At 51.1% G+C, this 14,955-nt stretch carries 14 protein-coding genes; 6 read left to right on the top strand and 8 right to left on the bottom strand.

Annotated features, from left to right (window positions below; all coding sequences use genetic code 11):
• Positions 1-119: 119 nt before the first annotated feature.
• From FRZ59_RS07460 to greA, 7 genes are all read right to left on the bottom strand, one after another.
• Entirely contained in the window at positions 120-1,889 is a 1,770-nt protein-coding gene (locus tag FRZ59_RS07460; RefSeq protein ID WP_132129303.1) for a RagB/SusD family nutrient uptake outer membrane protein, read from the bottom strand.
• 11 nt (positions 1,890-1,900) lie between these two features.
• Positions 1,901-2,311: a hypothetical protein gene (locus FRZ59_RS18990; protein WP_225975236.1), complete on the bottom strand. Its 411-nt coding sequence runs from the start codon at positions 2,309-2,311 to the stop codon at positions 1,901-1,903.
• Positions 2,312-2,424: 113 nt separating this feature from the next.
• Positions 2,425-5,382: a SusC/RagA family TonB-linked outer membrane protein gene (locus tag FRZ59_RS07455; RefSeq protein ID WP_225975235.1), complete on the bottom strand. Its 2,958-nt coding sequence runs from the start codon at positions 5,380-5,382 to the stop codon at positions 2,425-2,427.
• An 83-nt stretch (positions 5,383-5,465) separates the two neighbouring features.
• Entirely contained in the window at positions 5,466-6,485 is a 1,020-nt protein-coding gene (locus tag FRZ59_RS07450; protein WP_132129302.1) for a FecR family protein, read from the bottom strand.
• 131 nt (positions 6,486-6,616) lie between these two features.
• Positions 6,617-8,773 (bottom strand): alpha-N-acetylglucosaminidase, encoded by a 2,157-nt coding sequence (locus tag FRZ59_RS07445; RefSeq protein ID WP_262709597.1) that lies wholly within the window; start codon positions 8,771-8,773, stop codon positions 6,617-6,619.
• A gap of 5 nt (positions 8,774-8,778) precedes the next feature.
• Positions 8,779-9,171 carry an HIT family protein gene (locus FRZ59_RS07440; protein WP_132129300.1) on the bottom strand — a complete coding sequence of 131 codons (393 nt, stop codon included), beginning with the start codon at positions 9,169-9,171 and terminating at the stop codon, positions 8,779-8,781.
• 10 nt (positions 9,172-9,181) lie between these two features.
• Positions 9,182-9,655 (bottom strand): transcription elongation factor GreA, encoded by a 474-nt coding sequence (gene greA / locus FRZ59_RS07435; protein WP_132129299.1) that lies wholly within the window; start codon positions 9,653-9,655, stop codon positions 9,182-9,184.
• Positions 9,656-9,972: 317 nt separating this feature from the next.
• Between greA and FRZ59_RS07430 the strand changes: the two genes are divergently transcribed.
• A complete protein-coding gene (locus FRZ59_RS07430; protein WP_158640560.1) occupies positions 9,973-10,542 on the top strand; it encodes a Uma2 family endonuclease in 570 nt (189 codons plus the stop codon).
• Positions 10,530-11,093: a PD-(D/E)XK nuclease family transposase gene (locus FRZ59_RS07425; protein ID WP_132129297.1), complete on the top strand. Its 564-nt coding sequence runs from the start codon at positions 10,530-10,532 to the stop codon at positions 11,091-11,093. Before FRZ59_RS07430 ends, FRZ59_RS07425 begins: the two co-directional genes overlap by 13 nt.
• Positions 11,094-11,232: 139 nt before the next feature.
• Here FRZ59_RS07425 and FRZ59_RS07420 read toward each other — a convergent pair whose 3' ends face one another.
• Complete coding sequence (locus FRZ59_RS07420; protein ID WP_132129296.1) at positions 11,233-12,168, bottom strand: NAD(P)-dependent oxidoreductase; 936 nt, start codon at positions 12,166-12,168, stop codon at positions 11,233-11,235.
• A 48-nt stretch (positions 12,169-12,216) separates the two neighbouring features.
• Between FRZ59_RS07420 and rsmA the strand changes: the two genes are divergently transcribed.
• The 4 genes from rsmA to rpmF all read left to right on the top strand — a co-directional run bounded on the left by rsmA (position 12,217) and on the right by rpmF (position 14,949).
• Complete coding sequence (rsmA, locus tag FRZ59_RS07415; protein ID WP_132129295.1) at positions 12,217-12,990, top strand: 16S rRNA (adenine(1518)-N(6)/adenine(1519)-N(6))-dimethyltransferase RsmA; 774 nt, start codon at positions 12,217-12,219, stop codon at positions 12,988-12,990.
• A gap of 53 nt (positions 12,991-13,043) precedes the next feature.
• Positions 13,044-14,096 carry a 4-hydroxythreonine-4-phosphate dehydrogenase PdxA gene (pdxA, locus tag FRZ59_RS07410; RefSeq protein ID WP_132129294.1) on the top strand — a complete coding sequence of 351 codons (1,053 nt, stop codon included), beginning with the start codon at positions 13,044-13,046 and terminating at the stop codon, positions 14,094-14,096.
• A gap of 105 nt (positions 14,097-14,201) precedes the next feature.
• Entirely contained in the window at positions 14,202-14,738 is a 537-nt protein-coding gene (locus tag FRZ59_RS07405; RefSeq protein WP_158640559.1) for a YceD family protein, read from the top strand.
• A 22-nt stretch (positions 14,739-14,760) separates the two neighbouring features.
• Complete coding sequence (gene rpmF / locus FRZ59_RS07400; RefSeq protein ID WP_132129292.1) at positions 14,761-14,949, top strand: 50S ribosomal protein L32; 189 nt, start codon at positions 14,761-14,763, stop codon at positions 14,947-14,949.
• Positions 14,950-14,955 lie beyond the last annotated feature (6 nt).

Here is a 14,955-nt window from a genome sequence, read left to right as displayed (position 1 = left end):
AACAATCGCCACGCCCCCGGACAGTCACAGCGGAGCCATTGCGCCGGCGGACAAAAGAAATGGCGGCCCAATTTATGAAAAACTTTGAAAGGGTTCTTAACTCTTTGAAAGTCTCGTCACTATTCCAGCGTAGGATTAAAGGTTCCTCCCCAGTTGGAGTTCTGTTCAATATTGGAATTCCGGTTGATCACCTCCTCCTGGATAGGGAAGAAATAATATTGTTCCGGGAGCGACATTACTTTTACGCCGGAAAACGGCACCTGCAGCAGGCTGTAGCGGAAATCTTCCTCCACCAGCTGGTACTCATCGGCCTGTTCCCTGGCCTGGTCAAGGGGCATATCCGTTCCGGAAGGCGTAACGGCTATCGCTTCCACTCCATGCTTGGTAATGCCGTCCAGGCGGTCCAGCATGCGCAGGCGGCGCAGGTCCCAGAAGCGGTGGCCTTCAAAGCAGAACTCGATATTCCGTTCGGCCAGGATCGCTTCCCGCACCTCTTCCCGGGTGTCGGCTGTGATCCCATAATTGCCGCCGGCGCCGGGCTCAATACCGGCCCGCTCGCGGATCTGCTTCAGGATTTCCAGGGCTTCGCCGGTCCTCCCTGTTTCGTTGGCCGTTTCGGCATAATTCAGCATTACTTCCGCGAAGCGCATCACCACGTAATCCACATCGTATTGCTGAACTTCGGCTTGCTTAAGGTTCAGCAGGCTGTTTTTCAGAATAAAGAAGCCACTGTACCGGTTCAGGTTGGTGGAATTGGTTTCCGCCGCCGGGTTTACCCCAAAATCATCCAGTTCATGCGCCACTCCCAGGGCGGTGTACTGCCGCTTTCCGGCTTTCCCGGATACCTCGTAAATTTTTCCATTCCATACCACTGATTTGTCAAACCGCGGATCGCGGTTTTCCCAGTAGCTCTGCAAAAATTCTTCGTCTGTTTTATAGTACGCGCCAGTAGGATCGTTGTAAAGCTTCCCGTCCTTCATCGGAAATTCTTTTACGAACTCCCAGCTGGGACAGGCTGAAGCAGGTCCCCGGCTTTCCGATCCGGGCCGCACACCGTGGTCCCAGGCCGCTACCTTATCAGGGTAGCTGTTGATGACGGAGAAAATGATCTCATTGTTGCGTTCATCCAGCGCAATGGTGGAATAATCTGGATGCAAGGCGAATCCGAGGCTGCTAAGTCCGTCATAAACCTGTTTATTCACCTGGTAAGCTTCTTCCCAATAAGCATTGTCCCAGGGGTTCGAAGGGTTGAACTGAGGAGAAGCCTTGTACAGCAGCACCTTTGCCTTGAAAGCCTGGGCAAAGCTTCCGTCTATCTTACCATACTCGTCGGAAGAAGGTTCAATGCGCTCCGGAAGGTTGGCAATGGCATTGTCCAGGTCTTGTATGATCAGATCAAAACATTCCGCAGTCGAATTCCGTGATACCAGCAAATCATCTTCATAGCGGTCCAGCGGCTCAGTCAGGTAAGGCACGCCTCCGTGGTACATCACCATATTAAAATAGGCGTAAGCCCGCATGAAAAGCGCCTGCCCCATAATATTGTCCTTAATCTCCTGGTCCAGGGTACCCCCATTCACATCCTGTATGGCCTGGTTGATAAGGCGGATGCGGTTATAATCCCAGGATTTATATTCTCCGTTCGAAATAGTAATCCGGTTGGGATAAAAATGGATCCCCACCAATTGTTCACTTCGTTCGCTAACGTCTGCAGCCCAGTTGCCGAACATGGGATAAATATTGGCCATATAGGCATTGGCAAGATTCGGGTCGTTCCATACTTCTTCTGCCTGGTAATGGCCCAGGTCCTCAATATCAAGGACGTCGTCATTACAGGAAACGGTAAGAACAGCCAGGCACGATAATATACTATATATGATCTTTTTCATGTTGCGTGTCATTAAAATCTAACATCCAGTCCAAAAGTGAAGGTTTTCATGATGGGATAGGAATCATAGTTCCGCTGCTCCGGATCATGGAATTCGTCCATTTCCGAAATGAAGAACAGGTTGGTCCCGTTAAAATACACCGTGATATCCTTCAGTTTCAAGGTAGAAGACCAGGCTTCCGGCAGGCTGTAGGACAAGTTCAGGGTCTTCAGCCGGAGGTAAGCGCCGTTCCGGATCCAGAAGGAGGTAGAGCCTGTGCCGGATTCGTACCAGTTCTGGCCAATCGGACGGGGATATTTCGCATCAGGATTATCAGGTGTCCACACGTCCGACGCCCAGATAGGATAGTAAGGCCGGACCGCTCCGCCGTGCTGGCGCATACCGGCCCCTTCCTGGTTACTTATAATACGGTCGTATGCCATCACGCCCTGGAAATGGGCTTGCAGTGCAAAGCGCTTATAATATACATCGAATCCGAAGCCGTAATTGATCCGGGGCGCGGCGTCGTCGGAAAGCAGCTGGAAGTCGTTCCCGTCTATTTTACCGTCAGGCCCGGGCGAGTACCCGTCGCCGCGTACGTCTTCAAAGTACAGCCCGCCAAGGTAAGGATCGCGGCCGTACTGCGTGAATCCCTGTTCAAGAAGCGCGTCCAGCTGTTCCTGCGTGCGGATGATCCCAAGCGCCCGGAGGCCGATAATGCGATCCTCCGGCCGGCCGATGCGTGACTGAAAATGCTGGTTGCCGCCGGGGCATAGGCCGGATTTTCATCGTAAGTATCCCAGCGGTCCCTTGCGTATCCCAGGTTGCCTGTTACGGCATAATTAAGGCCATTTCCAATATCATCCTGCCACATCACGGTTAGCTCCCCTCCCCGCCAGGAACGGGCCGCGTAATTTTCCGGCGCCAGCGCCCGGCCGTAAGCAACAGGAAGCGTTACTCCGCGGGGGCCCAGGATATCGGTTTCTTCCCGGACAAAGGCATCTAATGTACCGCTCAGTTTCCCGTTCATCACGGCCACATCCAGTCCCAGGTTATACGTAGTGGAAGTGGCCCAGGTGAGGAATGGATTAGGAGTAGCTCCGGGGGCAATTTGCTGGTATAAGCGGTCACCGAAAATATAATTCCCCGAGTTCACATAGTTCTCGGCATAGGCGAAAGCGGCGATCTCTTCATTACTCACATTCAGATCATTCCCCGTGGTGCCGTAGGATGCCCTGAGCTTCAGTTCGTCAAAGGCGCCTGTCAGCTCACGGAAAAAGGGTTCCTCCGCGATCCGCCACGCGGCTGAAACAGAGGGGAAAAAGCCCCAGCGCTTACCGTCAGGGAAAAGTGTATTCCCGTCATAGCGGAAAGAGAATTCGGCAATATACTTATCATCATACGCGTAATGTACCCTTCCGATGTAGGATTGACGCGCCCCGATGGTATCGCGGCCGTCTCCGTAGCGAAATTGCCTGTCAGTCGGGTATACGAACATCTGGTCATCCGAAGTAATCGGATTTTCCGCGCGGGCCAGCACCTCATGCCCCCCGCTTTCCGCCTGTTCAAATACTGCCAGCGCCTGCACCGTGTGCTTATTAAAGGTGCGATCATAATTCAGGAACCAGTTGAACTGGTAACCCCAGTAAGTAGCCATATCATAGCTCATAAAGGGCTGGTTTTGGCTGAAGGTAAATATATTGATGTCGTTCGGATCCGGCGGAGCGGGCAGAAAACGGTTGCCGCCGGGATCTGCCTGGTTGAACACGTAATTTGTCTGGTAGGTCAGGTATTTCTTCCGCATATAGTCTTCGGCCAGGTAACTGCCCGTTACTTTGGTGGAAAGGCCCGGGGTCAGTGCATCCAGTTTCACATTGAGTGTGAGTATAGAGTTCAGCTGCCGCCGCCGGGTTTGAATGTACCGGTCGCCGATCACCTGGTCAATCACGCTCCAGGCCTGCCAGCTGCCCATAGGAGTTTGCACAGGGTAATCTGTTACATAGTCGGCCGGCGTCCCGTCTTCTTCCAGGTAAAAAGGATAAGTCTTCGGCCAGTTAAACGTTACACGGTAAAGGTCGGAAACGTCATAATCATCGTCTCCGGTAAACGGCCAGTAAAAGCGGTCCAGGTTTTGCTGATTGGCCGACAAATTAAGATCCACGCTAACGGCATCCGTGATATTAGCCGAAATATTACTTCTCAAATTATACTTCTGGTGGTCTACGGAAGTATAGGAACCTTGTTCATCGCGGTAGCTGAGAAGGGAATAATATGTAACCTTTTCATTGCCTCCCGTTACTGACAAGGACTGGCGGTGAAAGCTGGGGTTTCTCCAGATAAAATCATGCACGTTATAACTCCGGTTCTCAAAATATTCGAACTCCTCGGTTCCGTTGGGGGCGGCATTCCCGTTAAATTCGGCGACCCGGTTTTGGTAGATCAGTTCGTCCGTGGCCGTGGTAAGGTCTGAAAGGAGGGTCATGGTTGGCCGGCCCATCGTGTAATTGGACTGGAAATTAAAAGTCGCCTCCTGTGCTTTTCCTTTTTTCGTGGTTACCAGCACAACGCCATTCCCTGCCCGGGAACCATAAATGGAAGCCGTGGCGGCATCTTTCAGAAAGCTCATCTGGTTAACTTCGGAAGCTTCCAGCGCATCGAAAGCGGCTTTGTCCCGAACGATCCCGTCAATCACATACAGCGGTTCCCCGAAGCTTCCCCGGATCCGGATCCTGGAACTGGCGCCGGACAATCCTGAAGTATTCGTCACGTTCACTCCCGGCGCCCTGCCGGCGAGGGTATTGGACAGGTTAGAGGCGGCCATATTATTAAGATCCGCCGCATCTACTGCGGTAACCGCGCCGGTTATGCTGGAGCGTTTCTGGGTACCGTAGCCGACCACTACCACCTGCTCCAGCCTGGCTACATCCTCCTGCAGGTTGATTGTGAGTTCATCCTGCCCGCCAACGGGTACTTCTTTTGAAAGAAAGCCCATCAGGGAAATCACCAGCACGTCTTCAGGTCCGGCAGGAAGGGTAAACCGGCCTTCTATATCCGTCATAGTTCCTGTCGTCGTGCCTTTTACCTGGACGGACACGCCGGGCAAAGGCATGCCGGAGGTATCCTGCACGGTCCCGCTCACTTCCTGCTGTATCAGTTCCCTGTTTTCAGGAATATCTTCAATTACAGCTATCTGGCGGCCGGAAATGCGGTAGGTAAGGTGGGTGCCTTTCAGCGCCCGGTCTAAAATATCGCCGATCTTTTTATTCTTAAGTTCCAGGTTGATCTTTTCCAGGCGGTTTCCGGCCAGCACTTCATCCCTGTAGAAGATAAGATAGTCACTCTGCTGCTGGATCTGGTTAAAAAGATCATTCAGCGTCCCGTTATTCACCAGGACGGTAAGGCGTTTTTGAGAATAGCCTTCAGCGGAAACAGTCATCATTCCAAGCAGGAGAAATAAAGTGGTGAGCTTCATAATACGCAGGAGATCCGTCACTCTCCGGTCACATTTTTTCATACATTTGTTTAGTTTTAGTTTAACAATTAAGGAACCGCCCCCAAGCGGTTCCCGGCGGAAGGCGCTGCAACGCCTTCCGTTTTTTATTTATTTTCTTTAAGTACGATCTTCCCTTCCTCCTTTTCATAAACCAAAGAAGTGGTAAGGCAAATAATATCCATTACCGACTCAATATTTTTTTTCAGGTCGAGCGGCCCCGTAAAGGTTGCCGTTCCCAGCCCGGGATCTTCCAGCTCAATTTGCATCCGGTAGTAGCGCTGCAGCTTTTTAAGGATTTCGCTGAGGCGGCTGTTCTTAAAGACCATAGAGCCTGTCCTCCATGAAACGTATTCCTCCACGACTGTATTGCTTATTTCCAGGTCTTTTTCCGCCGGGTTATAAACCGCAATCTCGTGGGGGACCAGCCGGGTTTTAACTTTCTCTGAAAAACTGGTCCGGTTGGTTGTCAGCTCAATGCTTCCCTTTACCAGCACCACATTGGAATTTTCGTCGTCAGAATAGGCGCTCACGTTAAACTCCGTGCCCAGCACTTTTATTTCCATATCCTTCGTCTGAACAAAGAAAGGCCGGCTCTCGCTATGCTGCACATCAAAATAGGCCTCGCCTTCCAGGTAAACCTGGCGCTGCCCGTCCTCGAAAACTTCCGGATAAACAAGTTTTGAACCGGAATTAAGCCATATTCGCGTACTGTCCTGCAGGGTAAGCATGGTCCGCTTCCCGTAAGGGACCACCACCGTTTTATACACAGGTTCGTCCCCTTCCTCAGCGCTTTCCTTCGTATTGATCGTGACCACTTCGATCTCAGAAGCCGCCAGCGTATCCGCCAGGCGGGCAGCAGCCACCATTTGTTCCAGCGGCGAAGTAGCTGCCGTGTTAAACAGCAGCCAGCTGCCCATTCCTGCTGAAAAAATAACCGCGGCCGCTACTTTCAACCAGCCGAGCCGCCGGACCCACCCTTTTTTCCGGGGAATACTTCCGTCAATCTTTTCCCATAGTTGTTCCTTCTCCCCCGGAGAAAGCCGCTCAGCCTCCGGAGTTTTCAACACTTTCCGGATATCTCCGGCAGTCCTGTCATTAAACAACTCGTTGTGTTCCCCTTGCATATACCTGGTTCATGGTCCGGATCTTTCGCCCGAAGACATCGGCAGCCCGGCCGTAAGACGCTCTTTACAGCTTAGAGAAAAAAAAGCGCGACTTATAGACGATTTGTGAAAAAAAATTTGATTTTTTTTTATCAAAGGCCGGGCAGGCCGGAAGCGACCGGCATCCACTTTTCAAATAAGGCTGCGGATATTTCTTCGGGATTGCCCGTAGGGCTGGATGGATAACTTCCGGTTTGCCTGCACCAGGCATGTTCCCATGCGGATAAGCTTTTGTAGAAGGCATTCTCATCATTGCCCGGGCGGCCGAACGATTTGAGGCTTCTTTTTTCACGGTACCGGTATTTAGGTTCAGCCGGTTGCTGCAGCAGAAAGTGAATGAATTTTTGCCAGCGTATTTTGTAAAATCCCCCCACCAGGCCGGCCCATTGGCGGTTGGCGTAATCAAAAAACAGGCCGCCGGGGTGGGGAGGGCCCCAAACGGTGAGCAGGGTGCGGGCGTTTTCCTCGAAAAGCGCCCTTTCTTCTTCATTTAGTCCCCAGCTTCTCGCGTCAGCGATCCATCTGCCCAGCAGGAACTCAGAACGGGTGCCCAGCAGCTGGTCCAGGTCGTCAAGGAGAGCTATAAATTGTTTTCCTGCCCCGGCCAGCGCCGTAGCGTCAGCGGCTTCATAGGCGGCTGTGATCTTTTTGTGCAGCGGCAGCGCAAGATCAGCCAGGCATTGCCGGCCTGTATCCACCAGGTCATACTGGTAGGTTTCCTTTCCATGCAGTTCCCGGCAGCGGAGCAGCAGGCCCCAGGCCTCCCACAAATGCGGCAGCGGGTAGTCCCGCTCCATTTCCCCATTCATGGACGCTCTCAGCATAGTTAATGCCGGGCGGGCGCAGACGGGGCTTTCCATAGAAGGTATTTTCACCTTTTTTTGCCCGTATACGGTTTTCAGCAGCAGGTTCCAGGCGGCGGCGGCCTCCACGGGAAGGCTTCCGTAGCGTGCGCGCGCATATTCCTGCACCCACTGTTCCAGGTCCGGGGGATGGTCGTGCCAGGCTATTTCCGTGGCGAGTTCATACACGATGGGATTATGTTCGATCCCTTCCGGGAAGATCCCGGTTCCCTGCAGGTTGCCGGCCCCGGGATTATCGAGCAAAGAAAGGGCATTACCGGCATAATGTGGAAGATTACCCCCCATGTAAACCCGTCCGCCATAATTATGCAGGATACCGGCCACCCAGGGCCGGCCCCCAAAACCCTCGTACTTTTTCCAGTTACTTCCCGTAAGCCCCAACATCAGCGACCGATCAACCGGAATGCCTTTTAATACGCCGGTATGAAGCGACCAGGTTTGCATCGCGATGATTGCATCACGGTCCAGGGAACGGGTCACGTTAAATATACCCTGGCCTACCCGTTCCTGGTATTCCGGGTCTTTTGAAGGAAGCACTCCTTCGTGAAAAGGGTCTACTGCATAAAAGTGATCCCTTCCCAGCAGCCGGTCCTGTTCCTCGAGGAAAATCCGTCCCGCCGTTTCAAAAAGAGGGTCCAGGGGATCCAGCTGAGCTGTGCCGGCGCCGATATTGAACCAGGACCGCTTATAGATCCTGGCCTCGGGGTAATGATCTGCTACGGCCAGTGGGACATAGCCGCTGAAGCCTTGCTTGATTGGCGTCATTCCCAGTTCCCGTTCGCGTTCAAGGATCTTCCGGCCTAATTCCAGGTGGCTGTTTACCCAGGTTTGGGGCAGCGGGCCGCCCCAGCCTTCGAGGTTGCTCAGCCATTGCCAGGACAGGAAAGCGGGACCGGCAAGAAATGAGCTTATTTCTTCCGGGGACAGGCCCAGCTTTTCCAGCGTACCCTGCCAGACCGCTTCCAGTCCGGTTAGCGCCAAAGGCAGGTTCACTCCGTGCAATGCCATCCAGTCAATCTCCCGCTCCCAGCGTTCCCAATCCCACCAGGGCATGGAATAGCTGAAGGTGCAGTAATTGAAGCAGGCGCGGTAGCGAAAAGGGCTTACCTTCCGGATCCCCGGTTCCGCAGGAGGAAGCACCGCGGGAAGATCGAGATTGTCACTGTTCCAGGAAACCTGGCAATGACAGTAATATTTCAGGTACCAGTTCAGGGCCGAAGCAACCGAAACGGCGTTATTCCCCCGTAAAAGGATATATTCCTTTTCATTCGCTATCTCAAAAACATCTTTACCATTCTCCGCATCAATGATCCCGACCCTGAAACGGGCCGCCGCGGAGGGAACAATACGCCGAAGCAAAGCTTCAGCAGCTTGTTTAAAATCGATACGCGCTATAACTCCGCCCTTATTTTTTCACAGATCGTCTTCATCTCCTCATCGCCCAGTTTTAGTTTCGGGCGTGAAAAATCTATATCGCTCACCTTGTTGATCGGGATCAGATGAATATGTGCATGGGGAACTTCCAGCCCCACGACAGCTACTCCCACGCGTTTGCAGGGAACCGCCTTCCCAACCGCTTTAGCTACTTTCTTTGCAAAAAGCTGCAAGCCGGTATAAAGGTCATCTTCTATATCGAAAAGGTAATCAATCTCCTTTTTGGGAATCACCAGGGTGTGCCCGGCGGCCAGGGGTGAGATGTCCAGGAAGGCCAGGTAGTTTTCATCTTCGGCCACTTTCCAGGCCGGGATCTCTCCCGTAATTATTTTTGAAAAGATACTCGCCATTTTTCCCTTGTTACCTGCTGATACCCAGTACTTCAAATTTCATTAAGCCGGTGGGCACCTCAATTTCAGCCACATCTCCCACGGTCTTACCCAGGAGTCCCTGCCCGATAGGTGATTTCACCGAAATTTTCCCTGCTTTCAGGTCCGCTTCGTTCTCTGAGACCAGCTGGTAGGACATTACCTTCCCGTTCTGGATATTCTTGATCTTCACATTAGACAGCACCAGCACCTTTGATGCATCCATTTTGGACTCGTCAACTATACGGGCATTTGCAAGGGTTTCCTCCAGTTTTGCAATACGGAGCTCGTGTAAACCCTGGGCATCTTTGGCCGCATCATATTCTGCATTTTCGGAAAGATCTCCCTTGTCGCGCGCTTCCGCGATTTGCCTGGCAATTGCAGTGCGTCCTTCCCCTTTCAACTGTGCAAGCTCATCCCTGAGCTTTTTCATTCCTTCTTCTGTAAAATAGGTAATCTCAGCCATTTCCAATCTTTTTGCAAGTGCCGTATTAAGCGTGAACTATAGCATATTCGCCGGTATTTTTGTGCCTGCAAGCTGCCAGGGACAAAATACCAGGCTTGGCGCCGCAAGTTCACGCTTAACACAGCACCAATTTGTAATAAATAAACAAGACCCCGCGCAAACGACGAGGTCTTGCTCTTATAACTCATTACAAAGTTAAAACATAATTTTCTTAAAAAGCAAACACCGCCGGTGTACAATAGTCTAAAACTTTTAGCTATTCTTTTTGGGTAGGACGCTATCCCCTGAACCCTTATTTTTGTACAAACCTTATGAAAATGAACACTCCTGCTTATCCGTACCCCCCTGCTCCGCAAACGGCCAAAGATATTTTTGAAGGCCTGCCGGAGGGAACCAGGGCTCAGCTAATCGAAAACATGATTGTCATGGAACCGGCTCCCGCCTTCCTTCACCAGGATATCTCGGCCCAGCTAGCGGTAGCTATCTATAATTTTGTTAAACAGCGGGGTTTAGGGAAGTTATTATACGCGCCCATAAATGTTTACCTGGATGACGAAAATGCTTTCCAGCCGGACATTCTTTACATAAGCAGGGAACGCCTGTCTATTATTAAAAAGAACGGAATTTACGGCGCGCCGGACCTGATCGTGGAAATCATTTCCCCTGCCACCTCGCAATTTGACTGGCATGATAAAAAACGCATGTATGAACGGAACGCCGTAAAGGAGTACTGGCTGGTTAACCCCGGCAGCTGCATGGTGCAGGGCTATAAGCTCGTAAAAAAAGCTTTTCAAGCCCTGCCGCCCGCCAAAGGTGCATTGAGTTCTGTTTTATTAGGCGCAAAATTTGAATTCAAAAATAAACCCCCACATACATGTACCAGTTGAAAACCAAAGGAGAATGCGGGAATTTGCCACCCCGGAGCAATTCCGGTTGGCAGTATCGCCGGGAAAGCTCGTGGGAACTGCGGGTAAAGAAGCGCTATCGTTCATCGGAGTATTCGAATTCCGGAAAGGATCATTCCTACCCTGCTTCATTTGAACTGATACTGGTGGAGCTTCCCAGGTTCACCAAGACGATCGCCGAACTGCAAACCAATCTTGATAAATGGCTGTACCTCATGAAGGCCTTGCCTCATCTGCAGGAGCAACCTTCGTCCTTTCAGGGGCCCTTATTTGAAAAACTATTTCAATTAACCGATTACAATAAGCTAAAGGAGGACCAAAAAATGACAATTGACTATGATCGCGACCTTAGAAGTATTGCAAGCGCCTCGAAACGGGAAGGCCGGCAGGAAGGCCTGCGAGAAGGTATTCAACAGCAGAAACATTCATCTGTCCTGGCCCTGATCAAACAAACGGACTTGAATGATCAAAAGATTGCTTCCATCGAGGGAGTTGAAGAGAGTTTTGTAAGAAGGGTTCGGGCGGAGCGGTAGGGCGGGCTGCTTTTTACAAACTCTTTCAACGAACCCGAACCGAACGTGGTAATCCCGCTGACTAACCGAGCGTATTAATTTCCCGTGAGGGGCAGCATCCGTGAGGGGCAGCATCCGTGAGGGGCAGCGATCCGTAATTTTAAGGACGAGGCGCTGAAAGGGCCAGCACTTTGGCAGCAAGCACCTCGGAAATACGGCGGAAGGATTCATGGCTCCAGCCGGCTACATGCGGGCTAAGTAGTATCTTACCGCAATTTACGAGGTCTTTAAACCAGGGTTGTTCCTGCAGGGCTGGAAATCTTTCCGCTTCCAGGACATCCAGCCCGGCGCCGCGTACCTTTCCGGACGCGATGGCTTCCAGCAAGGCCGCGGTATCCACTACCTCACCGCGTGCGGTATTGATAAAGAAGATACTTTTTGCAAAGGAATTCCAATAATCGCGGTTCACCATTTGACGGGTTTCGGATGTAAGAGGAATGTGGAGGCTTAAAATGTCTGTCTCGGCAAATAAGCGTTCCATGGAAACTTCTTCTGCGAAGGGATCAGAAAACCCGCTTTTATATTTATCATAGGCAATGACGCGCACGTCCAGTCCGGAAAGCTTTTTCGCGAAACATTGCCCCATATAGCCGTAGCCGACAATACCTACGGTTTTTCCGTTGAGTTCGATGCCTCTGTTCCCTTCCCGGTCCCAGGTTCCGCCGCGGATTCCGGCGTTGCCGGTGCAAAGGTTATTCAGCAGGCTAAGAAGCATCCCCAGCGCATGCTCTCCTACCGCATCGCGGTTTCCTTCAGGTGCATTTAGCAGGGCAATATTTCTTTCGCCGGCCAGGGCAACGTCAATTCCGTCCATCCCGGCTCCTGCACGCCCTATAAACTCTAGCTTGCCGGCGGCGTCCAGCAATTCGCGGCCTGCATAAAACTTACTGCGCACCAGGAGCCCTTCATAGTCCCCGATTACGTGCAGACATTCGTTATAAGTGATTTCCGGCCGGTAATCGCACCGGTATCCTGCTGCTCCCACGAGTTCCATAAAAACTGGATGCAGGTTATCAACAATAAGAAGGCGTTTCATTTCTGCGAAAGTAATAAAAGCAGTATAATAATATATATTTGTCCGCAAATGTCTATACCAGTCAGAGCAAAAAAGCACCTGGGGCAGCATTTCCTGACGGACAGGAATATTGCCAGGAAGATCGTGAACAGCCTTCGGCCCGAAGGCAAATACGATCAGGTGCTGGAGATAGGCCCCGGCATGGGCATTTTGACAGAACTGCTGCTTGAAAACGAACAATACCAAACGACTGTTATCGACATTGACGCGGAATCCGTAAACTGGCTGCAGCAGCATTTCCCTCGGTTAGAGAACAGGATCATTCATGCGGATTTTCTCCGTTTCGATATAGGGGCGTATTTCAAAGGGCAGGTAGGGATCATCGGAAATTTTCCGTATAATATTTCTTCGCAGATACTTTTTAAAGTGCTGGAACACAGGGAGCAAGTCCCCGAGCTTACCGGCATGTTCCAGAAAGAAGTCGCAGAGCGTGTTGCCGCTGCCCCCGGCAGTAAGACCTATGGGATACTGAGCGTACTGCTGCAGGCCTTTTACGATATTGAATACTTATTCACCGTGAATCCGGGGGTATTTAACCCGCCGCCCAAAGTTCGGTCGGGAGTGATCCGCCTGGAAAGAAAGAAAGATTTCAGCCTTGACTGTGATGAAAAGCTCTTCTTTGAAGTGGTAAAGGCCGCATTTAACCAACGGCGGAAGACGCTCCGGAATGCCTTGTCGCGATATAGCCCGGCAGGGAAAATAGAGGAGGCCACGCTGCAGTTGAGAGCGGAAAGGCTGAGCGTGAAGGACTTTGCGGATATCACCAGGCGGCTGCTTACATAGTCCGGCCGTATTCTTACCTTTGTATCCTATTCACGGAAAAAGATATTTAAGGGATGAGCAACATAAAACTCAAAGCGGGTATAACTTTTGGAGATATAAACGGGATCGGGCTGGAGGTTATCATGAAAGCCTTGCTCGATAACCGGATCAATGAATTATGCACGCCGGTAGTGTACGGGTCGGTTAAGATTGCCTCCTTTCACCGGAAGGCGCTGGGCATACAAGACTTTAGTTTCCAGATCATCCAGGACGCCGCTTCGGCCAATCCCAAAAGGGCTAACCTGGTGAATTGCTGGGAGGAAGAAGTAAAAGTGGACCTTGGCGAAAATACCGGTAACGGCGGAAAATATGCGCTTAAATCACTTCAGGCAGCGGTAAAGGACCTAAAGGAAGGAAAGATCGACCTGCTCGTCACCGCTCCGTTCAATAAGACCAATATTCAAAGTGATGAATTTCATTTTCCGGGGCATACCGAATACCTGCAGCAGGCTTTTGGCAGCGGCGATGTGCTTATGTTTATGATCACCGACGAACTGAAAATAGGCGTAGTCACCGGTCATATTCCCCTCAAGGACGTTTCTGCCTCTCTCAGTAAGGAAAAGATCCATTCCAAGCTCCGGTTAATGAATGAAAGTCTCAAAAAAGACTTCTGGATAGAAAAGCCCCGCATAGCCGTACTGGGGCTCAACCCGCATGCAGGAGACCAGGGCCTGCTAGGCAGGGAAGAAAAAGAGATCATTATTCCGGCCGTCAACCAGGCTTACTCGGAAAACATCCTGGCTTTCGGGCCTTATCCCGCCGATGCCTTCTTCGGAAAAGAAATATACAAAACCTTTGACGGGGTACTCGCCATGTACCATGACCAGGGACTGATCCCGTTCAAATCGATTGCCGCCGGCGAAGGTGTTAATTTTACGGCAGGGCTTCCGGCAGTGCGGACCTCTCCTGACCATGGGACCGCATTCGACATTGCGGGAAAGGGCCTGGCAGATGAGTCTTCCTTCAGAAAAGCCCTGTTCAGCGCGATTGACATTGTAAACCGTCGCAGGGAACATGCCGAACTTTCAGTAAACCCGCTTCCCGTATCAAGAAAAGACGATGAATAAGCTTTGCGGATACCGGCGTAAACAAAAATTTAACATCTTCTTAGGAATTTTAATTTTCGATCTGAATATAAAGTGCTAAATTTGCGGGCTTAACTGGAACGTACTTTGAATCCGCTAAAAGAATTCATCATACAGTTTGCAGGGCTGAAAAACGGCTGTCATGAATTTGATTTTAAGGTAGGCGACAAATTCTTCGGAGAGTTCGACTACTCCATCATCAAAAAAGGCAACCTGGATGTCCGCCTCTCGTTAGATAAACGGGAACACCTGCTGACGCTGGACTTTGCGATCAGCGGGACGGTGGAACTGGTTTGCGACCGCTGCCTGGATCCTTTTGATTATCCATTGGAAAGCCGGCAGCAGCAACTGGTTAAAATCAGTGATGAAGTGGAAGGCGGCGAACAGGAAGATGTTGTATATATCGGGACAAAAGAACATGAGATTGATGTTACTCCCTTTATTTATGAATTCACTCACCTGGCCCTGCCTATGGTGAGTATCCACCCGGACGATGCCGGCGGAACACCAGCCTGCAACCCGGAAACGCTTGCCGCGCTGGAGAAACTGCGGACCAGGGAAGATAAGCAAACCCCGGAGGGAGATCCCCGCTGGGAAGCGTTGAAAAAACTAAGGAACAATTAAGTAAAGATTATAAATTTAAGTTATGGCACATCCGAAATCCAAAATTTCGAAGTCGAGAAGGGATAAGAGAAGAACGCATTACAAGGCGACTGCTTCTCCGTTGGTAGTTTGCAAGGAAACCGGAGCTGTTCACCTGCCGCACCGCGCATACACAGTTGACGGTAACCTGTATTATCGCGGAAAGCTGATTGTTGAAAATACAAAAGCTTAATCATCC

Origin of the sequence: Anseongella ginsenosidimutans, assembly GCF_008033235.1 — a bacterium.
GTDB lineage: Bacteria > Bacteroidota > Bacteroidia > Sphingobacteriales > Sphingobacteriaceae > Anseongella > Anseongella ginsenosidimutans.
Note: the sequence above shows the minus strand (reverse complement) of the source record. Positions and strands in the feature narration are given on the sequence as shown.